This is a genomic window from Aliiglaciecola sp. 2_MG-2023, assembly GCF_030548145.1.
Taxonomy (GTDB): domain Bacteria; phylum Pseudomonadota; class Gammaproteobacteria; order Enterobacterales; family Alteromonadaceae; genus Aliiglaciecola; species Aliiglaciecola lipolytica_A.
Map to the genome: position 1 here is coordinate 1 of NZ_JAUORY010000021.1, position 22,185 is coordinate 22,185.

Below are 22,185 nucleotides of genomic sequence, written 5' to 3' on the forward strand. Positions count from 1 at the left end.
TCACCTGCACGACCTTCGTCAAGCAACTTACGGAACATCTCTACACCAGTACAAGTTGTTTTCGTTGTATCTTTGATACCAACAATCTCAACTTCTTCACCTACTTTGATGATACCTTGCTCTACACGACCGGTTACTACTGTTCCACGACCTGAGATTGAGAATACATCTTCAATTGGCAAAATGAACGGCTTATCAATTGCACGCTCTGGCTCTGGGATATAGCTATCTAGTGCTTCTGCAAGCTCTATGATTTTTGCTTCCCATGCTGCATCACCTTCCAACGCTTTAAGCGCTGAACCTTGAATTACTGGTAAGTCGTCACCTGGGAATTCGTATTCTGTTAGAAGTTCACGTACTTCCATTTCTACTAGTTCCAACAACTCTTCGTCGTCAACCATGTCACATTTGTTCATGAATACGATCATGTAAGGGATACCAACTTGGCGACCCAACAAGATGTGCTCACGTGTTTGAGGCATAGGACCGTCAGTTGCCGCAACAACCAAGATTCCGCCGTCCATTTGCGCAGCACCAGTGATCATGTTCTTAACATAATCCGCGTGTCCTGGGCAATCTACGTGTGCATAGTGACGCTTAGGCGTGTCATACTCAACATGTGAAGTTGAGATTGTGATACCACGCTCACGCTCTTCTGGAGCGTTATCGATTTGATCAAATGCTGATGCTGCACCACCGTAGGTCTTTGCAAGAACTGTAGTGATTGCCGCTGTAAGCGTAGTTTTACCATGGTCAACGTGGCCAATTGTACCGACGTTTACATGGGGTTTCGTGCGTTCAAACTTTTCTTTAGCCATTTTTCTCGTTTCCTAATTTAAAAGTCCGACCCTGTAACAGACCGGACCGAACCTTCATTTAGATTAATTTCTTGCTTCAACTATCGCTTTAGTCACATTATTTGGTGCTTCAGCATAGTTAAAGAATTCCATAGAGTATGAAGCTCGCCCCTGCGTTGCGCTTCGCAATGCAGTAGCATAGCCAAACATTTCCGAAAGAGGAACCTTAGCACGTACAATTTTTATACCTGCCACCCCTTCATCCATGCCATCAATTACGCCGCGACGACGATTTAAGTCACCCACGACATCACCCATCCAGTCTTCTGGAGTGGTGACTTCAACTTTCATAGTCGGCTCAAGCAGTACAGGATTGGCAATCTCTACACCTTCCCTAAAGCCCATTGAACCGGCTATCTTAAACGCCATTTCAGAAGAGTCAACATCATGGAATGAACCATCAAACAAAGTGACTTTGACATCCAACACTGGGTAACCAGCTAGGACACCATTTTGCATCTGTTCTTGGATACCTTTATCTACTGAAGGAATGTATTCTTTGGGAACGATTCCGCCCACAATTTCATTCACAAATTCGTAGCCTGCACCTTCTTCGTTTGGTTCAATTTTCAGCCAAACATGTCCATATTGACCACGTCCACCTGATTGACGAACAAACTTTCCTTCCACTTCGACACTTTTACGAATCGTCTCTCGATATGCAACTTGGGGTTTACCCACATTACATTCGACATTAAATTCACGCTTCATGCGGTCAACAATGATATCCAAATGCAACTCACCCATTCCTGAGATAATTGTTTGTCCGGACTCTTCGTCGGTTTTTACGCGGAAAGAAGGATCTTCTGCAGCAAGTTTACCCAAAGCAACGCCCATTTTATCTTGGTCAGCTTGAGAACGAGGCTCTACCGCAATAGAAATAACCGGTTCAGGGAATTCCATACGTTCGAGGGTAATGATGTGGTTTGGATCACACAAGGTGTCTCCAGTTGTCACATCTTTCATTCCAATTGCTGCCGCGATATCACCAGCGCGCACTTCTTTTAACTCTTCACGGTCTTTAGCATGCATTTGCACGATTCGACCAAAGCGTTCACGTTTACCTTTTACAGCGTTATAAACAGCATCACCTGTATTTACCACGCCGGAATAACAACGGAAGAAGGTTAAAGTCCCTACAAATGGGTCAGTGGCAATTTTAAACGCTAAGGCAGCAAACGGTTCGCTATCGTCAGCATGACGTTCAGCTTCTGTTTCATTCTTATCACTTAGTACGCCAGTGATTGCAGGTACATCAACCGGTGCTGGCAAGAACTCGATAACGGAATCAAGAACAGCCTGTACACCTTTATTTTTAAATGCTGAACCGCATGTCGCCACTACAATTTCATTTTTGAGTGTACGTATACGTAGTCCAGTTTTAATTTCTTCCTCGGAAAGCTCTTCACCTTCCAAATATTTATTCATCAATTCATCAGAGGCTTCCGCGGCAGCTTCAACCATCTCGGTGCGAAGTTCATTCGCCCTGTCCAGTAAATCTGCAGGTACATCTTCATATAAAAAGGTCATACCTTGATCAGCTTCATTCCAATTAATGGCTTTCATCTTGATCAAGTCAATGACGCCTTTGAAGTTCTCTTCAGCACCAATGTTCAATTGAATAGGTACACAAGTAGCACCTAAACGATTGTGAATTTGCTTAACTACACGATCGAAGTCAGCACCCGTACGGTCCATTTTATTGACAAATACCATGCGCGGAACACGGTATTTATCAGCTTGGCGCCATACAGTCTCAGATTGGGGTTCAACGCCCGATGAGCCACAGAACACAACTACCGCACCATCTAACACTCGTAAAGAACGTTCAACTTCTATAGTGAAGTCTACGTGCCCTGGGGTGTCAATAATGTTGATTCTGTGCTGGTCATACTGTTGTTGCATGCCAGACCAGAAACAAGTAGTGGCTGCGGAGGTAATAGTAATCCCCCGCTCCTGCTCTTGCTCCATCCAATCCATGGTAGCAGCGCCATCATGGACTTCACCAATCTTGTGAGACAAGCCGGTATAAAATAAAACGCGCTCAGTCGTGGTCGTTTTACCCGCGTCAACGTGGGCAACGATTCCGATATTGCGATAGCGTTCAATTGGATGTTTACGAGCCATTTAATCCTCTCTAAGAAACTTTGACTACCAACGGTAGTGTGCGAACGCCTTGTTCGCTTCAGCCATACGGTGAACGTCTTCACGTTTCTTAACCGCAGAGCCTCTGTTCTCAGACGCATCTAACATTTCAGCTGCTAGGCGCTGAGCCATAGATTTTTCACCACGCTTACGTGCGGCATCAACCATCCAACGCATACCTAATGCATTACGACGAACAGGACGAACTTCTACAGGTACTTGGTACGTAGAACCACCAACACGACGAGACTTAACCTCGACTGTAGGGCGGATGTTATCCAATGCTTCTTCGAATACATCTAGGTGAGCTTTACTGGTTTTTTCAGCAACGATGTCTAATGCACCGTAAACAATTTTTTCAGCAGTAGATTTTTTACCGTCCAACATGACAACGTTCATGAATTTGGCAAGTAATTGTGATCCGAACTTAGGATCTGGTAGGATTTTTCGTTGACCTACGACTCGTCTTCTTGGCATCTTAATATTCTCCGTGGGAATTCAGGTATAACCCAAAACTCTAAATTTAATAGTTTGGCCTTACTAACGGAGAACCGTTAAGACTTAGGCCTTTTTGCGCCGTATTTAGAACGGGCTTGTTTACGGTCGTTAACGCCTGCGCAGTCTAAAGTACCGCGAACAGTGTGGTAACGAACACCTGGTAAATCTTTAACACGACCACCACGAATAAGAACAACACTATGCTCTTGTAGGTTGTGACCTTCACCACCGATATATGAAGAAACTTCAAAACCGTTGGTTAAACGAACACGGCATACTTTACGTAAAGCTGAGTTCGGCTTCTTTGGCGTGGTGGTATATACGCGTGTACATACTCCACGTTTTTGTGGGCAAGCCTGTAAGGCAGCGACGTTGCTTTTTTCAACGGGCTTCTTACGAGGAGAGCGCACTAACTGGTTAACTGTTGCCATTAACTAGGGCTCCTGGTTAATAAAAAACTACTGTTTGCCCGTTTTACCGGGCGCTGAAAGCGAAAAATCCGCGACCAAAAACTTGCATTAGCAAATTTCGGGTCGCGGAATTCTATAGATCATAAAACAAACTGTCAAGAAAAGTCTTTGACTAACTAGGGTCAGCCAAAGATATTTCTAAATTTTCTTACTCGTTGTTAGAACTGTCACCAGCTTCAGCGTTTAACGCTTCAGTTAGGGCAAGTTCAGCTTCAGAGGCAGATACTGATGTTTCTTCAACCATCTTAGCAGCTTGTTTCATTTTCGCTCGGTTTTGGTGGTAAGAGAAACCGGTTCCTGCTGGAATCAAACGACCAACAATAACGTTTTCTTTCAAACCACGTAACTCATCTTCTTTACCTTGCACTGCTGCTTCGGTAAGAACACGGGTTGTTTCTTGGAACGAGGCCGCTGAAATGAATGATTCAGTAGACAGTGACGCTTTGGTAATACCAAGCAACTGTGTTTCATACTGAGCAGGAATTTTACCCTGCTTTTCAATTTCACGGTTAGCAACTCTAACGTTCGCAACTTCAACTTGCTCGCCTTCAAGGAATTGAGTATCACCTGGGTGAGTAATCAAACACTTACGCAACATCTGGCGGATGACCACTTCGATGTGCTTATCGTTAATTTTAACCCCTTGTAAGCGGTAAACTTCTTGTACTTCGTTAACAATGTAGTTAGCAACTGCACTGATACCACGAAGGCGCAAGATGTCATGAGGTGACTCTGGACCATCGGCGATTACTTCACCTTTTTCTACAGATTCACCTTCAAACACGTTAAGTTGACGCCATTTAGGAATCATCTCTTCGTAATGATCACCTTCTTTAGGCGTAATAACTAAGCGCTTTTTACCTTTTGTTTCTTTACCAAAGCCGATAGTACCGGAAACTTCAGCAAGAATTGCAGGCTCTTTAGGCTTACGTGCTTCGAACAAGTCAGCAACACGCGGTAGACCACCGGTGATGTCACGAGTTTTCGAACTTTCTTGAGGTATACGTGCTAGCACGTCACCTTCACGAGCCATCATACCGTCAGAGGCTTCGATTGTAGTAAAGCTAGGCAGACGAATTTCCTGCAATCCAACTTCATCACTTTCTAGAATAAGTTTAGGTTCTTTAGCGTTCGCTTTAGTTAAATCTTTAACTACGATACGGGTTAGACCGGTTAACTCATCTTGCTGCATTTCGGTATTCGAATCATCAACATCAGCAAAGCTAATTTTAGCCTTACGTTCTGTAATAATTGGATGCGAATGCGGATCCCAGTTCGCGATAACATCGCCAGCACTAATAGCTGCGTTATCATCAACAGAAAGGATTGCACCGTAAGGCACTTTATAACGTTCTTTTTCACGACCTTGGTCGTCGATAACGGTCAATTCAGTAGAACGTGAAACGATAACGACTTTGTCGTCAGCATTACGCACATACTTAGCATTGTGTAATTTCAATGTACCAGTTGTTTTAACTTGTACACTGTTCTCAGCAGATGCTCTTGATGCCGCACCACCGATGTGGAACGTACGCATGGTTAACTGTGTACCAGGTTCACCGATTGACTGTGCGGCGATAACACCAACAGATTCACCGAATCCAACCATGTGTCCACGAGCCAAGTCACGTCCGTAACATCTTGCACAAACACCGAAGTCGTTGTCACAAGTGATAACCGAGCGAACCAAGATTTGGTCTACTGAGTTAACTTCTAACATGTCAACCAAACCTTCATCTAGTAGCGTATTACGTTCTACTAAGATTTCGTTAGTACCTGGCTTAATTACGTCTTCAGCTACGACACGACCCAATACGCGTTCACGCAATGGTTCTACAACGTCACCACCTTCGATAAGAGGAGTCATTTTAACCCCTTCGAAAGTGCCACAGTCTTCAGTGTTAATGACCAAATCTTGTGCAACGTCAACCAAACGACGAGTTAGGTAACCCGAGTTAGCTGTCTTCAATGCTGTATCGGCCAAACCTTTACGAGCACCGTGAGTAGAGATAAAGTACTGAAGTACGTTTAGACCTTCACGGAAGTTCGCTGTGATAGGCGTTTCAATGATTGAACCATCTGGTTTCGCCATCAGACCACGCATACCCGCCAACTGACGAATCTGAGCAGCACTACCACGAGCACCAGAGTCAGCCATCATGAACACTGAGTTGAAAGAGTCTTGCTCTTCCATTTCACCGTCACGGTTTTTAACTGATTCTTTAGACAAGTTTGACATCATTGCTTTAGCAACGTCTTCGTTTGCACGAGACCAAATATCAATAACTTTGTTATAACGTTCACCAGCGGTAACAAGACCTGATTGGAACTGTTCCTGAATTTCGAATACTTCTTCTTCAGCAGCTTCAATGATGTCTTTCTTCGCATCAGGAATAACCATGTCATCAATACCAACTGACGCACCAGCGATCATCGCATAGTGGAAACCGGTATACATGATTTGGTCAGCTGCGATAACCGTATCTTTCAAACCTAGTACACGGTAACAAGCGTTCAACAAACGTGAAATCTGCTTTTTACCCATAGCTTGGTTGATAATTTCAAACGGCAAACCTTTAGGCAAAATCAAAGAGAAAATAGCACGACCAACTGTAGTATCAGTTAATGTTACTTTTTCCTGTTTGTTACCATCAGCATCTACGTCATATTCAGTGATACGTACTTTAACGCGAGCATGAAGTTCAGCATTACCTGTACGGTAAGCTTTTTCAGCTTCATGTGGGCTGGTAAATACCATGCCTTCACCCAAACCGTTTACACGGTCACGAGTAAGGTAGTACAAACCTAATACAACGTCCTGTGAAGGTACGATGATTGGCTCACCGTTAGCAGGTGACAAAATGTTGTTAGTAGACATCATCAATGCACGAGCTTCTAGCTGCGCTTCGATTGTCAACGGTACGTGTACCGCCATTTGGTCACCATCGAAGTCAGCGTTGTACGCCGCACACACTAGTGGGTGCAATTGTATCGCTTTACCTTCGATCAAAATTGGTTCAAACGCTTGTATACCCAAACGGTGAAGAGTAGGTGCACGGTTAAGCAGAACTGGATGTTCGCGGATAACGTCATCTAGTACGTCCCAAACTTCCGGTGCTTCGCGCTCAACTAATTTCTTAGCCGCTTTGATAGTAGTCGCTAGACCACGTCCTTCTAATTTTCCGTAGATGAACGGCTTGAACAATTCCAATGCCATTTTCTTTGGAAGTCCACACTGATGTAGACGAAGAGTAGGACCAACAGTAATAACTGAACGACCAGAGTAATCAACACGCTTACCTAGCAAGTTCTGACGGAAACGACCTTGTTTACCTTTGATCATATCAGCCAAAGATTTAAGAGGACGTTTGTTAGAACCAGTAATAGCACGACCACGACGACCGTTATCAAGAAGTGCATCAACAGCTTCTTGCAACATACGTTTTTCGTTGCGCACGATGATATCAGGTGCAGCAAGGTCAAGAAGACGTTTCAAACGGTTGTTACGGTTGATTACACGACGATATAAATCGTTCAAATCTGAAGTTGCAAAACGACCGCCATCTAGTGGTACCAATGGACGTAAATCCGGTGGTAAAACGGGTAATACAGTCATGATCATCCACTCAGGCTTGTTACCTGATTGTTGGAATGATTCAAGCAATTTCAAACGTTTAGTAATTTTCTTACGCTTAGTTTCAGAATTGATGCTAGGCAATTCTTCACGCATTGCGACTACATCAGCATCAACATCTAATACTTTAAGTAATTCGAATACTGCCTCAGCACCCATTTTAGCGTCGAATTCATCACCATGTTCTTCCAAAGAATCTAAGTATTCTTCTTCAGTTAAAAGTTGAGAACGCTCTAGGGTTGTCATACCGGGTTCGGTTACAACATAAGATTCGAAATAAAGTACACGTTCGATATCACGCAATGTCATATCTAACATCAAACCAATCCGAGACGGCAATGATTTCAAGAACCAAATATGCGCGACCGGGCTAGCCAATTCGATATGACCCATACGCTCACGACGTACTTTAGTTAATGTAACTTCAACGCCACATTTTTCACAAATCACACCACGGTGTTTAAGGCGTTTGTATTTACCACACAAACACTCATAGTCTTTTACCGGACCAAAAATACGGGCACAGAAAAGGCCATCGCGCTCTGGTTTGAACGTACGGTAGTTAATGGTTTCAGGTTTCTTAACCTCACCAAAAGACCACGAACGGACCATGTCCGGAGAAGCAAGACCGATTCGAATATTATCGAACTCTTCGGTTTTGTTCTGTTGCTTAAGAAACTTTAATAAGTCTTTCACTTTTTTCTCCCAGCGGAGTGGTGTTACAAAACCCGACTAACCTATTTGGCTAGTCAGGCTCTCCTTTCTTTCGCTCAATCAGAGCAAACTAGTCGTTCTGCTCTTCTAACTCGATATTGATACCCAATGAGCGGATTTCTTTCAACAATACGTTGAAGGATTCCGGCATACCAGGTTCCATACGATGATCGCCATCCACAATGTTTTTATACATTTTGGTACGGCCATTAACGTCATCGGATTTCACAGTTAGCATTTCTTGCAAGGTATAAGCGGCACCGTATGCTTCTAGTGCCCACACTTCCATCTCTCCGAAACGCTGTCCACCAAATTGAGCTTTACCACCCAATGGTTGCTGTGTAACCAAGCTGTAAGAACCAGTTGAACGTGCATGCATTTTGTCATCAACCAAGTGGTTAAGTTTCAGCATATACATGTAACCTACGGTTACAGGACGTTCAAATGCGCGGCCAGTACGACCGTCAAACAGCGTGATTTGTCCGCTTTCTGGAATATCAGCCAACAGTAACAAGTCTTTAATTTCTCGTTCCGTTGCACCATCAAATACAGGCGTTGCGATAGGTACACCTTTACGCAAGTTTTCAGCAAGACGTCTAACTTCATCATCTGTAAAGCTTTCAATGTCTACAACTTGATGGGATTTACCTGAGTTATACACTTCTGTTAAGAAGCTTCTTAACTTAGTTAATTCTTCTTGCTCTTTGATCATGCGATCAATCTTCACACCCAAACCGTGAGCAGCCATGCCCAGGTGAGTTTCAAGAATCTGACCGATGTTCATCCGCGAAGGTACACCAAGTGGGTTAAGTACGATGTCTACAGGAGTTCCGTTTGCATCGTAAGGCATATCTTCCACTGGTTGGATAGTCGAGATAACACCTTTGTTACCGTGACGACCGGCCATTTTATCACCAGGCTGGATATGACGTTTAACCGCCAAGTAAACTTTAACAATCTTCAACACACCCGGCGCTAAGTCATCACCTTGAGTGATTTTGCGACGTTTGATTTCAAACTTGTTATCGAAATCAAGTTTGATTTCACTGTGTTGTTCAGCGATTTGATCAAGTTCTAACTGTGCATCTTCATCTTGTAGCGTAAGGTCGAACCATTTTTCACGAGGCATACTGTCAAGCTTAGCTTGATCAATACCATTGCGAAGCAATAGGTTAGTCGCTCGCGCAAAGATACCGTCGGCTAAAATACCGAACTCATCACCCAAGTCTTTTTTGACTTGACGTAATTGCATATCTTCAATCTCAAGAGCACGTTTATCTTTTTCAACACCATCACGGGTGAAAACTTGAACGTCAATAACTGTACCGTGAACAGAGTTAGGTACACGCAAAGAAGTATCTTTAACGTCTGACGCTTTTTCACCGAAGATGGCTCTTAAAAGTTTTTCTTCTGGCGTAAGCTGGGTTTCACCTTTAGGGGTTACTTTACCAACTAAGATATCGCCACCTTTTACTTCGGCGCCGATATAGACCACACCTGACTCATCCAGTTTTCCAAGAGCAGATTCACCAACGTTTGGTATATCAGCACTTATCTCTTCAGGACCAAGCTTAGTATCACGAGCAATACAGCTTAGTTCTTGAATATGGATAGTTGTGAAGCGATCTTCTTGGGCTACACGCTCAGAAATAAGGATTGAATCCTCAAAGTTATAACCATTCCAAGGCATAAATGCGATACGCATATTTTGACCCAATGCCAACTCACCTAAATCAGTGGAAGGACCATCGGCCAATACGTCACCAGTAACAATAGGGTCACCTACATTACAAGTTGGTTTTTGGTTAATACATGTATTCTGGTTTGAACGGGTGTATTTAGTAAGGTTGTAGATATCAATACCTGCTTCGCCAGCAGCCATTTCTTCTTCATTAACCTTAATAACTATGCGACTCGCATCAACATAATCAACAGTACCACCGCGTTTAGCGATAATAGTTACACCTGAATCTACAGCAACCGTTTTTTCCATACCTGTTCCAACTAAAGGCTTATCAGCTTTTAGAGTTGGTACAGCTTGACGTTGCATGTTTGCACCCATCAATGCGCGGTTAGCATCATCGTGTTCCAAGAACGGGATGATTGATGCCGCAACGGATACGATTTGCTGTGGAGAAACATCCATATACTTGATGTCTTCAATTTGCATCAAAGTAGTCTCACCACGGTAGCGGCAAGGGATAAGTTCTTCAGTCAGTTTACCATCATCGTCTAAAACAACGTTTGCCTGTGCGATTGCGAATTGACCTTCTTCGATAGCAGAAAGGTAATCGATATCGTCAGTAACAACGCCGTCAACAATTTTACGATAAGGAGTTTCAAGGAAACCAAAGTCATTGGTACGAGCAAAACTCGAAAGCGAGTTAATCAAACCGATGTTTGGACCTTCAGGAGTTTCAATTGGACAAACACGACCATAGTGAGTCGGATGTACGTCTCGTACTTCAAAACCTGCGCGTTCACGAGTTAAACCACCTGGGCCTAATGCAGAAATACGACGTTTGTGCGTCACTTCTGAAAGCGGGTTGTTTTGGTCCATGAACTGAGATAATTGGCTAGAGCCAAAGAACTCTTTAACTGCCGCTGAGATTGGCTTAGCGTTAATCAAATCCTGTGGCATTATCGCGTCAAGGTCGCCTAAACTTAAGCGCTCTTTAACTGCACGTTCAACACGTACTAAGCCAACACGGAATTGATTTTCTGCCATTTCACCAACAGAACGGATACGACGGTTACCTAAGTGATCGATATCATCCACTTCATCTTTACCATCACGGATGGTAATCAATTGCTTCATTACTGCAATGATATCTTTTTTATCTAGCGTACCTTCGCCAATCAGTTCTTCACGACCTAGACGACGGTTAAACTTCATTCTACCTACAGCTGACAAATCATAACGATCATCAGAGAAGAATAAGTTACCAAATAAGGTTTCAGCAGCGTCTTTAGTTGGTGGCTCACCAGGACGCATCATACGATAAATCTCAACCAAAGCCTCTAAGCGATTGGAAGAACTATCAATACGTAGCGTGTCTGAAATGTATGCACCGTGATCCAATTCATTAATATAAAGAGTATCAAATGAGTCAATTTTTGATTCTAGTAACGCTTCAAGTGTTTCCACTGTCAATTCGTCATTAGCATTAACAATTACTTCACCCGTTTCTTCATTAATGTGATCTTTAGCGATAACACGACCAACTAGGAACTCAGCAGGAACTTCAAGCTCTGTCACTTTTGCTTTTTCAAGAGCACGAGTATGACGAGCAGAAATACGACGACCGGTTTCTACTAGAACATTTCCTTCGCCATCTAGGATGTCAAACTGTGCAGTTTCACCACGTAGACGCTCAGGAACGATGTCCATCATGAATTTTTCATCCACTATTTTGATAAGATCTTTATCAAAGAACTCATCAAGAATTTCTTCAGTGGGCATTTCCAATGCACGTAACATGATAGTCGCAGGTAATTTACGGCGACGATCGATACGAACATATAAATTATCTTTCGGGTCAAATTCGAAGTCTAACCAAGAACCACGGTAAGGAATAACACGTGCGTTATAAAGCACTTTACCTGATGAGTGTGTTTTTCCTTTATCATGATCGAAGAAAACACCAGGTGAACGGTGAAGTTGAGACACGATAACGCGCTCAGTTCCATTGATCACAAAAGTACCGTTTTCGGTCATGAGTGGTATTTCACCCATGTAAACTTCTTGCTCTTTGATATCCTTAACCGTTCCAGGAGCGGCTTCTTTATCGAACAACACAAGACGAAGCTTAACCCTAAGTGGCGCAGAATAAGTTACACCACGGATTTGACATTCTTTAACGTCAAAAACAGGCTCACCTAAACGGTAGCTCACATATTGTAATTCAGAATTACCTGAATAACTTTTTATGGGAAAAACTGATCTAAATGCAGCTTCTAGTCCATAATGGCCGTCAACATCGATGTCGATAAACTTCTTAAAAGAATCGAGCTGGATTGAAAGAAGGTAAGGTATCTCTAATACCTGCGGGCGTTTGCCAAAATCCTTACGGATACGTTTCTTTTCGCTATTGGAGTAAACCATGGGTTCCTCAGCATTCTGATTTTTGACCCAACTTGCCTAGTAAAGCGCTTTTACTAAACAAACTTCAAGCACCCTTTGGGCGCGATCTTCAAGCATACACCAATTTTTCTAAAGTTTTAACACTTAACTTATTGGTTTTATGTCACTTTTAATCACGGTTGCGCATCAATTCGAAGGATAGTTCTAAAGGGTATAAATGCCCTATCCTACAGCGCAAAAAGGCTGGTGATTAAATAATCACCAGCCCGAGCCTTTTCAGGCAAGCAATCTGCCAACAGACAAATTACTTAAGTTCCACTTCTGCGCCAGCTGCTTCAAGTTCAGCTTTAAGTGCTTCAGCTTCTTCTTTAGCCAAACCTTCTTTGATAGCTTTAGGTGCTGATTCAACAACATCTTTAGCTTCTTTAAGACCTAGGCCAGTTGCGCCACGTACTGCTTTGATAACAGCAACTTTGTTAGCGCCAAATGAAGTCATTACAACGTCAAATTCTGTTTGCTCTGCAGCAGCTTCAGCAGCTACAGCAGGACCAGCAACAGCAACAGCCGCTGCAGCAGAAACGTTGAATTTTTCTTCAGCTGCTTCGATTAACTCTACCAATTCCATAACTGGCATTTCAGCAATCGCGTTTAATATATCATCTTTAGTTAGAGCCATTTTCTCTAAACTCCTGGGGTTATTAGTTGTTAAAAAATTTAATGCCAAACACGAAAATTATTTTTCGTCTTTGATCGCCGCCAATACACGCACAAACTTGCCTGGAACTTCGTTGATTGTACGAACGAATTTCTCGGCTGGTGCTTTGAAGGTAGCAAGTAATTTTGCTAGAGCTTCGTCGCGAGTCGGAAGTGAAGCAACTGCGTCCAATTTTTCAGGACCCAATAAACCACTGCCGATTGAAAGTGCAGTTACTTTAAGCTTGTCATTTCCTTTACTAAAATCTTTGAATAGACGTGCTGCACCGCCAGGTGCGTCTATTGAAAATCCGTAAATTAGAGGACCAGTTAAAGCTTCTTCAATATCAGAAAACTTACTGTCTGCTAAACCACGTTTTGCAAGTGTATTACGTACTACTTTAACGTATACGCCTTGCTCACGAGCTTTAACACGCAGGTCAGTCAGTTCTGAAACTTCCATCCCACGGTATTCAGCGACGGCAACGGATAGAGCTCGAGATGCAACTTCACTTACTTCTGCTACGATCTCTTTTTTTGCTGCTAAACCTAGTGCCACTGAGTTCACCTCTTGTTAACTGAATGCAATTTCATAACGATTTCACATTCAGAGTTCCAGATTGATAAACCGTTGAATACTGCCAAACAATATTCGCTGATTTACCGCTCTACGGTGTTCGTTTCCCCAGAGAGTCTGAGTCGAAACCACCGTCTGCGCAGGCATTTTACGTATTAAGCGAAATATTTAATGTAGGTGCTCTCTTACTTCACCTACTATTTCGCACCTGCGGTCTTGGACGGGAGCATGATTTTTAACTTAGTTAAAAACAGCTCCAACCCATAACCTTTAGAGAGATGAGCAATTGCTCATAAGCCAATTAAGATAACTGAGTTATCTAATTGGTAATTTATTTCAAGCCTAGGCTTACTGGATCAAGTGTTACGCCAGCACCCATTGTGGTACTAAGGCTAACTTTCTTGAAGTAAGCACCTTTAGCAGAAGAAGGTTTAGCTTTCTTCAATGCTTCTAGCAAGGCATCAAGGTTTTCTTGAATCTGGTTTGCTTCAAAAGCGATTTTACCAATGCTTGCATGGATAATTCCGTTTTTGTCGTTTCTGTAACGAACTTGACCAGCTTTTGCATTTTTAACAGCAGTTGCTACGTCTGGAGTCACAGTGCCAGTTTTAGGGTTAGGCATAAGTCCACGAGGACCTAAGATTTGACCCAACTGACCTACAACGCGCATTGCATCTGGAGAAGCAACTACTACGTCAAAGTTCATTTCGCCTTTCTTGACTAGCTCAGCAAGATCTTCCATACCAACGATGTCAGCACCAGCTTCTTTAGCTGCTTCTGCGTTAGCGCCTTGAGTAAATACTGCTACGCGAACGTCTTTACCAGTTCCGTTTGGAAGCACAGTTGCTCCACGTACGTTTTGGTCAGATTTACGAGCATCAATACCAAGGTTAACTGAAACATCTACACTTTCAGCAAACTTTGCAGTAGCTAATTCTTTCAACAAAGCAACAGCTTCATTAATTTCGTATTCTTTAGTTGCGTCAACTTTCTCGCGAATAGTGCGCATACGTTTAGTTAATTTAGCCATGTCTTATCCCTCTACTACCAAGCCCATGCTGCGAGCAGAGCCAGCGATGGTACGAACAGCTGCATCAAGATCGGCTGCAGTCAGGTCAGGTTCTTTAGTTTTTGCAATTTCTTCCAATTGCGCGCGCGTCACCTTACCCACTTTTTCAGTGTTAGGACGGCCAGAACCACTCTTAATACCAGCTGCTTTCTTCAATAAGAAAGACGCAGGTGGAGTTTTGGTTTCAAAGGTAAATGAACGGTCTTCATATACAGTGATAACTACTGGAACTGGAGCACCTTTTTCAAGGCTGTCTGTAGCTGCGTTAAACGCTTTACAGAATTCCATGATGTTAACACCTTTAGCACCTAGTGCAGGACCAACAGGTGGACTTGGGTTAGCAGAACCAGCTGCAACCTGAAGCTTAATTAAGCCTGTGATTTTTTTAGCCATTATCTCTCTCTCAAATTTGGGTCTATCGCCTCGCAAAACATAGAGATTGTTTGCTCAATCGGCTTCCCATAAAAATTAACGGTCGCGAATTATAGATTACATATTCGGGCTACGCAACACTTATATACGGATATTTAATTATTTAAGTCATTCTGACAGGATTATTTTTAGCAGATGGGCGCTACTAACAATTTATGAATCGAGAATTTACTGTTTATCTTTCACGCTTTGCTGTTTGGAAAAAAATACCTTTTTGGCTTGATACATCTCGATCAACCGCTTTTTTAGTGCTGGTTCCCGTTCAATCAATTTTTCAGCATAGGCTAGTGACGCTTGTTTCTCTTGTTGAACCTGCATTGCAACATCATCATCAGAAGGTAAAGCCGCCGATGCGCGCATCGCGATTTCAGTTAACTGTGTTTTCTTGGCTAAAAAATATTGGGGGTAACAAGCTCTTTGAGTAATCCGGCCCGCACCTTGTTTTCGCTCTCGTTTACATTTCACTTTAAATTTAGGGTTATCGACTAGATCATTGTAGTAATCGTAAAATTCAAGTTCTGTTTTAACCATTTGTTGGCGATAGAAATATAATGGTTTAGTGCCAACAACTTCGATCTGCTCAACTCTTCGTTGTGGCTCTGGCTGGCTGCTTACTTGAGCAAATAAGGTGGCGCTTTGTACGAAGCTAACACAGAGTATGATGCATATGTTTACAATGCACTTTTTTAGCTGCATAAAAATAATTCCCTTTATTAAGAATGCTCATGAAATGAAATAATATATTGAATGCCAAACTTAACGTTTTAAGTAAAACAAAACAAGCCTACACCGCTTAATTGGTTGGCTATGGAAATGATAATGTAAGAGCTTAAATGGCTAACTTACAGCGTGAAAAATTTACATAGACAAATATCATTTTTACTAAACATACGCAGCCTGCTGTTAAACCTAAATTATTTAAGTAGAACAAAAATCATCGCTGAATTGCTCTGGAAGCCCTAGAAATTCTCACCTTAACGAAAAAAAACAACACAGTGTTTCCGATTTGATACAGTGGCTACACATCGCTGCTTACCGACCTTTTCAATTATTACCAGAGCTCTTTGCACAAGGTGTCTGTTTTAACAGACATTAAACCAAGGTATAGAATACATTACTTACCAAAACTTCCTTTTTAACGCCTCTTTAAACTCTCTTTGAAATCTGAAAAAAATAAAAATAACTATAAAAACAATAACATACGATCATAAAATCCAGAATCCGATTTTAAAAATGGGTATCACCATTTTTCTGGCCTACTTTCTGCTTGTTACTTAATTATTGAGTATCAAGTTTCATTATTCCCCGGGCCGTTTGTGCAAATCAGTTAAAGACACTTAACAGTGTACAGCTTGATTCTAAACGGCGAAAAAATAATCATAGGAAGGATAAAAATGTTAAAGCTGGTTGCGAATAAGACCAAAAGAAGAAGTAATAAGCATACATCCACAAAGGTATCTTTGTGGTTTTGCGTTGGTTTAATGCTCCCTAGTAGTTTACTCCTCCCCTCCCAACTAGCGACAGCTCAACAGCAGGTGAGCGCAGAAAAACCTGAAGGTGTTATCACTAAGCCTGATGTAGACAAAATTACATTTGAAATGGTCAAAGGTCAGGCTAAAAAACTATCCGTAGAAGAATATCAAAAACGCTCTACTGAACTGCCTAAAGAATTGGCAGATATGACTTATAGTGAGTATCGAAATATACGCTTCAACCCTCAAAAGGCAATCTGGAAAGACAAGTCAAATTTCGAATTGCAACTATTCCACCCAGGTTTCCTTTACAAAAGTCCAGTGATGCTGCGCTTAGTAGATAGTAATGCTGGAAGCAACACTGTTACCTTTAAGGGAGATAAGTTCATTTATGAAAATGAAGCTTTGCCACTGCAAGGTATCGCGCCTCCTGATGCTGGTTTTGCTGGGTTTCGGGTTCATTACCCCTTAAACACTCCACAATATAAAGATGAATTAGCGGTTTTCTTAGGGGCATCGTACTTTAGGATTGTCGGTCCAGGGCAGGTATATGGAATATCAGCACGAGGATTAGCTATCAATACAGCTCATTCCTCTGGTGAAGAATTTCCTGAATTTACTCGTTTTTGGGTAATTGAGCCTAAAGAAGAAGCCGAAAATTTAATTATTTATGCTTTATTAGAGAGTAAATCGGTAACAGGCGCTTATCGTTTCGAACTTACCGCAGGACTTAACACTGAAGTAAAAGTTAACAGCCAAATATATGCTCGTACTGACGTTGAAAAGCTTGGTGTTGCTCCGTTAACAAGCATGTTGTTGTCTAGTGAAACGACCACTAGGTATTTTGACGATTTCAGACCAGAAGTTCACGACTCCGACGGTTTGTTAATGATCAACTCTCAAGGCGAACAAATATGGCGCCAGCTTAACAACCCAAAAACCTTACAAGTAACCTCAATGCAAGACACCCAACCTAAAGGCTTTGGTTTATTACAACGGGATATTGATTTTGCACATTATTCAGATATCGAAGCGAACTATCACAATCGTCCAGGCATCTGGGTAAAACCAGAAAATAATTGGGGAGCAGGTCGCTTAGAGCTTGTGGAAATACCAACTAATTCAGAAACCAATGACAACATCGTAAGTTACTGGGTACCAGATGAGCCTTTTAAGAAAGGCCAAACACGAGAATTTAATTACACCTTGAGCACGGTTTCTGGAGATTTGAAACAAAGTAACCTAGCCACCGTTGTTCGCGCGATGAATAGCTGGGCAGCTTTACCAGGTGAGAACAATCCTGCGGATAAAAGTGTACGTAAAATTATCGTAGACTTTTCTGCGAATCAATTAACAAACTTAACTCAAAACGTTCCTATCCAAGCTGATTTACAAGTAAGTGGCGGCAAATATGACGAATTGATTGTCAGTCAACTACCTGACAAAAAAAGCTGGAGAGTGTCGTTTACACTGACTGCTGACCAAGATAGAGCCGTGGACATGAGATTATCACTGTCTCTGAGAGGCAAGCCTATTAGTGAAGTGTGGAACTATGTTTGGAGTCGAAATGAAATCGAATAATCATCAAGAGGGAGTTCACATGTCTACTTCTACGAATGAACACTTTATTAAAGCATCCGCAAAAACAGCACGTAAATATAGCTATGCGTTTTTGGTACTTGCCACCGCCATCGTAGGCGGATGGGCGATGACTGATATATTTTCAGTAGATGGATTTACGGCTATAGAAATAGTTTTGCTGTTCCTATTTACCCTAACCTTTGTTTGGATTTCAGCGGCATTTTGGAGCGCGATTATAGGTTTTACCCTGCTTATGTTGCGAAGAGATCCTGTAACCCTCAAACAAGCGCTGCGCAAAAATCAGGCAGGCAGTCTGGACCCAAACCAGCGTCAGGCGATTATAATGCCGGTCTATAATGAAGATACCAACCGCATAATGTCTGGCTTTGAAGCATGTATTAAGGAAATCGAAAAATCGGGAAGTTTACAATATTTTGATTTTTACATGTTAAGTGACACCCAACAGAAACCGCTGATTGAAGCCGAACTAGTGGCATGGAATAAATTGACCGCAAGAATGGGTAATGAGGTTGCCTCACACATGTTCTATCGCCGTCGGGAAAAGAATGTAAATCGTAAAGTAGGGAATGTTGCAGATTTTTGCGAACGTTGGGGAGCCAACTATCAATCCATGATTGTGTTAGATGCAGACAGCCTAATGACTGCTGAGAGCATGCTTACGTTGGTGAAAACCCTGCAGAGCAATCCTAAAGCAGGGCTTATTCAAACGGTTCCAATTCCGATTAGACAAAACACACTTTTCGGACGTTTTTTACAATTCGCTTCTAGTTTGTATTGCCCTACTTTAGCTGCAGGCCAGGCATTTTGGCAAACAGACACTGCCAATTATTGGGGACACAATGCAATTATTCGGATTGATGCTTTTATGGCGTCCTGTGGTTTACCGCATCTTCCGGGTGACGTCCCCTTTGGTGGGGAAATCTTAAGCCATGATTTTGTTGAAGCTGCGCTACTAAGGCGAGCTGGTTGGCATGTCTATCTATTAGCTGACCTAGAAGGTAGTTATGAAGAGGTACCGAGTAATATTATTGACTATGCAACCCGCGATCGACGTTGGGTTCAAGGCAACCTGCAACATTTGGGATTACTCCGAACGGAAGGCTTGCAAAATATCAGTAAATTACATTTTGTATTAGGTGCATTCGCTTACGTTTCTTCTTTAGTATGGTTTGTTTTGCTGTTGCTTAGCACCATAGACGCCACCGTTAGAGCCGCTTCTGATGATGTGTTTTTCACCGCACCTCATCAATTATTTCCAGCGTGGCCAGTAGATAAATCAGATTCCATATTTGCATTACTTTTCGCAACCGCATTACTACTTTTAGGACCTAAATTCTTGAGCCTAATCCATGCTCTTGTATACCGTCGGTATGAGTTTGGTGGTGCACTAACGTTAGTGATTAGTACATTGATAGAGATAGTAGTCGCAATTGTAATCGCGCCTTTGATGATGGCATATCACGCTTACTTTGTGTTGAATGCGCTGGCAGGGAAAAACGTAAGTTGGAATGCGCAAAGTCGAGAAGGCAGAACTGTACCTTGGTCCGAAGCAATAAAACGTACCTGGGCTGCTACAACGCTAGCAATTCTTTGGGGTGCATTGACTTGGTATCTGACCCCACTATTGTTTTGGTGGTTAGCGCCAGTGTTACTTGGATTGATTCTGGGTGCGCCAATCATTCATTACTCGAGTAGTTTAAAGCTCGGGATTATGTCACGTAAATATGGCGTCTTCATTTGTCCTTGTGAGGTGATTGAACAGCCTGTAACCAAAAGCTTGAGGTTGAGTCTAAGCAATTTGGATAAACAGAGTCGATATAACAAAACGGTACCTGAACTACCGCCAGAAAGATTGACCAGTATGCCGATTCAAGAACTCAGACCGACTACAAAAGCGGGTCTTAAACACGGGCAATCAATTACAAACGAATAACCTCTTTGAAACTCAATTAAAGTTTCACCCCACAAACTTAATTTTGTGGGGTTTTTTTTACCTATTAATAATCAATTCCTGTCGATAAGATCTGTTGGCCAGACTTTAGCCGCGCCCAAGAACACAATAGCTCCACGGGCCGAAGCCCGTGCTACAAGGCATTTAGGCGTATTCCTTAAGCCACAAAACCATCCCATCCCTGTAGGCGGGTGCTTTAGCCCCGCAGAGCCACAAAACCATACCATCCCTGTAGGCGGGTGCTTTAGCCCCGCAGAGCCACAAAACCACCCCATCCCTGTAGGCGGGTGCTTTAGCCCCGCGAATAGCACATTAAATACCATGGCCTAAAGACCATGCTACATAGGCTTTTGTGCTTTTCTCGAGGCAAAAAAAAAGATGCCTATTTAGACATCTTTGTTTTAATTTCTTCGGCGCCATCCTTGGCGCTGGATTCCAGCCTGGTATCTTGAGTGCAGAATTCTGGGGCTAATATACTAAAACCATACTGACCCGTCCTTGGTATTACGTCCAGCCCGCACGTCCTTGAGCGGTCGTGCAGCTGGACGGAGCTTCGCTCCTAATAAAACCAGCTTTACCCATGTCGGTCGTTCAGTCGGCCAAAGCTTCGTCGAAGCTAAAAATTCTGGGAATATTAAACTAAAAAAGACGACCTATAGTCGTCTCTTCGTGCACATCCTGTGGCTGGGTTCCAGCCCGACATCCATGTCGGTCGTTCAGCAAGCTGCGAAACTTCGTTTCGGTCTTGCTTCACCCTTTTTCGACTTGGCCGAACTCTAGTTCTACCGGAGTTGAACGACCGAAAATAAGTACTGATACTTTCAAGCGGCTCTTTTCGTAATCGACTTCTTCGACAACGCCGTTGAAATCTGCGAAAGGACCATCGGTAACACGAACCACTTCGCCTGGTTCGAATAATGTTTTTGGTTTTGGCTTGTCTACTGATTCTTCCAAACGATTAAGAATAGCATCTGCTTCTTTCTTAGAAATAGGCATTGGACGATCTGAAGTACCACCAATGAAACCTAACACTCTTGGAACACTTTTAACCAAGTGCCATGAGTCTTCGTTCATTTCCATTTCTACCAGTACATAGCCTGGGAAAAATTTGCGTTCACTTTTGCGTTTTTGGCCAGCTCGCATTTCAACAACTTCTTCGGTAGGTACTAATATTTCACCGAAATAATCTTCCATACCGTTCATTTTGATATGTTCAACTAACGTCTTTTGAACACGTCCTTCATAACCAGAAAATGCTTGTACTACATACCATTTTTTATCAGACATGACTTACACTCCTAAACCGGTAACAAAAGACACGACTTCCACAATACCCATGTCTAAAAGATAAAGAACGATAGACATAAAAGCGGTAGCAGCCAAAACTATCAAAGTAGTGGTAGTTGCTTCTTGTCTTGTGGGCCAAACAACTTTGCGCACTTCGACTCGAGATTCTTTTGCAAAAGTTAAGAATGAACTACCTTTAACCGTGCTGCTGGCAATAAAGCCAGCAATCACCACCAATGCAACAGCACCGAGTGCACGATAAAGCACAGAAATTTCCTGATAATAGGTATTTGCGGCTATCACTCCGCCCAAAATCAAGACGACTACCAACCATTTGAGCATATCCAATGAATTGGATGGTGATTCTGCTTTTTCGCTCATATTCTTACTTCCGTAATAAATACTGGTCAATTATGTATCAACTAAACCAGTATGTTTAAATTCAAATTTATGTGATTTGACAAAATTGGCAGGGGTGGAGGGATTCGAACCCCCAACCATCGGTTTTGGAGACCGCTGTTCTACCAATTGGAACTACACCCCTAACAAATTTCAGTTACACCATCTTTGTGATTTGAACCAATTTTTTTATTGGAAAATTTGGAGTCACACAAGGAGGGACGCGTATTATACTCATTGAGCCGCGCTATTCAAGTAAAAATGAATTCCGACAAGCGGAAAATAGCAGTGGAGCTAGCAA

The 22,185-nt window shown here is 42.5% G+C and carries 15 protein-coding genes and 1 tRNA gene; 2 read left to right on the forward strand and 14 right to left on the reverse strand.

What is annotated here, in order from left to right:
- From tuf to Q4567_RS17455, 11 genes are all read right to left on the reverse strand, one after another.
- Positions 1 to 818 (reverse strand): elongation factor Tu (gene tuf, locus Q4567_RS17405; RefSeq protein WP_303501254.1); only part of this gene is annotated, 818 nt, incomplete at its 3' end.
- Positions 819 to 881: 63 nt separating this feature from the next.
- Complete coding sequence (gene fusA / locus Q4567_RS17410) at positions 882 to 2,984, reverse strand: elongation factor G (RefSeq protein ID WP_216049830.1); 2,103 nt, start codon at positions 2,982 to 2,984, stop codon at positions 882 to 884.
- A 24-nt stretch (positions 2,985 to 3,008) separates the two neighbouring features.
- The gene (gene rpsG / locus Q4567_RS17415) at positions 3,009 to 3,479 is read right to left on the reverse strand and encodes a 30S ribosomal protein S7 (protein WP_216049829.1); all 471 of its coding nucleotides are present in this window, start codon (positions 3,477 to 3,479) and stop codon (positions 3,009 to 3,011) included.
- A gap of 77 nt (positions 3,480 to 3,556) precedes the next feature.
- Positions 3,557 to 3,931 carry a 30S ribosomal protein S12 gene (gene rpsL / locus Q4567_RS17420; RefSeq protein ID WP_216049828.1) on the reverse strand — a complete coding sequence of 125 codons (375 nt, stop codon included), beginning with the start codon at positions 3,929 to 3,931 and terminating at the stop codon, positions 3,557 to 3,559.
- Positions 3,932 to 4,118: 187 nt separating this feature from the next.
- Positions 4,119 to 8,300, reverse strand: a complete 4,182-nt coding sequence (gene rpoC / locus Q4567_RS17425; RefSeq protein WP_216049827.1) for a DNA-directed RNA polymerase subunit beta' — start codon at positions 8,298 to 8,300, stop codon at positions 4,119 to 4,121.
- A gap of 88 nt (positions 8,301 to 8,388) precedes the next feature.
- On the reverse strand, positions 8,389 to 12,423 hold the full coding sequence (gene rpoB, locus Q4567_RS17430) for a DNA-directed RNA polymerase subunit beta (protein ID WP_216049826.1): 4,035 nt from the start codon (positions 12,421 to 12,423) through the stop codon (positions 8,389 to 8,391).
- A gap of 283 nt (positions 12,424 to 12,706) precedes the next feature.
- Positions 12,707 to 13,078 (reverse strand): 50S ribosomal protein L7/L12, encoded by a 372-nt coding sequence (gene rplL, locus Q4567_RS17435; RefSeq protein ID WP_216049825.1) that lies wholly within the window; start codon positions 13,076 to 13,078, stop codon positions 12,707 to 12,709.
- 57 nt (positions 13,079 to 13,135) lie between these two features.
- Positions 13,136 to 13,654, reverse strand: a complete 519-nt coding sequence (rplJ, locus tag Q4567_RS17440) for a 50S ribosomal protein L10 (protein WP_216049824.1) — start codon at positions 13,652 to 13,654, stop codon at positions 13,136 to 13,138.
- A 349-nt stretch (positions 13,655 to 14,003) separates the two neighbouring features.
- Complete coding sequence (gene rplA, locus Q4567_RS17445; RefSeq protein ID WP_216049823.1) at positions 14,004 to 14,702, reverse strand: 50S ribosomal protein L1; 699 nt, start codon at positions 14,700 to 14,702, stop codon at positions 14,004 to 14,006.
- Between the two features lie 3 nt (positions 14,703 to 14,705).
- The gene (gene rplK, locus Q4567_RS17450) at positions 14,706 to 15,134 is read right to left on the reverse strand and encodes a 50S ribosomal protein L11 (RefSeq protein ID WP_008845951.1); all 429 of its coding nucleotides are present in this window, start codon (positions 15,132 to 15,134) and stop codon (positions 14,706 to 14,708) included.
- Between the two features lie 207 nt (positions 15,135 to 15,341).
- Positions 15,342 to 15,869: a hypothetical protein gene (locus Q4567_RS17455; RefSeq protein ID WP_216049822.1), complete on the reverse strand. Its 528-nt coding sequence runs from the start codon at positions 15,867 to 15,869 to the stop codon at positions 15,342 to 15,344.
- A gap of 698 nt (positions 15,870 to 16,567) precedes the next feature.
- Between Q4567_RS17455 and Q4567_RS17460 the strand changes: the two genes are divergently transcribed.
- Complete coding sequence (locus tag Q4567_RS17460) at positions 16,568 to 18,226, forward strand: glucan biosynthesis protein (RefSeq protein WP_303501261.1); 1,659 nt, start codon at positions 16,568 to 16,570, stop codon at positions 18,224 to 18,226.
- 19 nt (positions 18,227 to 18,245) lie between these two features.
- Positions 18,246 to 20,180, forward strand: a complete 1,935-nt coding sequence (gene mdoH / locus Q4567_RS17465; RefSeq protein WP_303501316.1) for a glucans biosynthesis glucosyltransferase MdoH — start codon at positions 18,246 to 18,248, stop codon at positions 20,178 to 20,180.
- Between the two features lie 768 nt (positions 20,181 to 20,948).
- Here mdoH and nusG read toward each other — a convergent pair.
- From nusG to Q4567_RS17480, 3 genes are all read right to left on the reverse strand, one after another.
- A complete protein-coding gene (nusG, locus tag Q4567_RS17470) occupies positions 20,949 to 21,485 on the reverse strand; it encodes a transcription termination/antitermination protein NusG (protein WP_216049818.1) in 537 nt (178 codons plus the stop codon).
- A gap of 3 nt (positions 21,486 to 21,488) precedes the next feature.
- Positions 21,489 to 21,866, reverse strand: coding sequence for a preprotein translocase subunit SecE (secE, locus tag Q4567_RS17475; RefSeq protein WP_216049817.1), 378 nt, complete (start codon positions 21,864 to 21,866; stop codon positions 21,489 to 21,491).
- A gap of 86 nt (positions 21,867 to 21,952) precedes the next feature.
- A tRNA-Trp gene (locus tag Q4567_RS17480) sits at positions 21,953 to 22,029 on the reverse strand.
- Between the last annotated feature and the right edge of the window lie 156 nt (positions 22,030 to 22,185).

What these genes read in the sequence shown, in the direction of transcription:
- rplK (WP_008845951.1), bottom strand. Translation starts at nt 15,134, where the DNA reads ATGGCTAAAAAAATCACAGGCTTAATTAAGCTTCAGGTTGCAGCTGGT.
- secE (WP_216049817.1), bottom strand. Translation starts at nt 21,866, where the DNA reads ATGAGCGAAAAAGCAGAATCACCATCCAATTCATTGGATATGCTCAAA.
- rplL (WP_216049825.1), bottom strand. Translation starts at nt 13,078, where the DNA reads ATGGCTCTAACTAAAGATGATATATTAAACGCGATTGCTGAAATGCCA.
- nusG (WP_216049818.1), bottom strand. Translation starts at nt 21,485, where the DNA reads ATGTCTGATAAAAAATGGTATGTAGTACAAGCATTTTCTGGTTATGAA.
- rpsG (WP_216049829.1), bottom strand. Translation starts at nt 3,479, where the DNA reads ATGCCAAGAAGACGAGTCGTAGGTCAACGAAAAATCCTACCAGATCCT.
- rpsL (WP_216049828.1), bottom strand. Translation starts at nt 3,931, where the DNA reads ATGGCAACAGTTAACCAGTTAGTGCGCTCTCCTCGTAAGAAGCCCGTT.
- Q4567_RS17455 (WP_216049822.1), bottom strand. Translation starts at nt 15,869, where the DNA reads ATGCAGCTAAAAAAGTGCATTGTAAACATATGCATCATACTCTGTGTT.
- Q4567_RS17460 (WP_303501261.1), top strand. Translation starts at nt 16,568, where the DNA reads ATGTTAAAGCTGGTTGCGAATAAGACCAAAAGAAGAAGTAATAAGCAT.
- mdoH (WP_303501316.1), top strand. Translation starts at nt 18,246, where the DNA reads ATGTCTACTTCTACGAATGAACACTTTATTAAAGCATCCGCAAAAACA.
- rplA (WP_216049823.1), bottom strand. Translation starts at nt 14,702, where the DNA reads ATGGCTAAATTAACTAAACGTATGCGCACTATTCGCGAGAAAGTTGAC.
- fusA (WP_216049830.1), bottom strand. Translation starts at nt 2,984, where the DNA reads ATGGCTCGTAAACATCCAATTGAACGCTATCGCAATATCGGAATCGTT.
- rpoB (WP_216049826.1), bottom strand. Translation starts at nt 12,423, where the DNA reads ATGGTTTACTCCAATAGCGAAAAGAAACGTATCCGTAAGGATTTTGGC.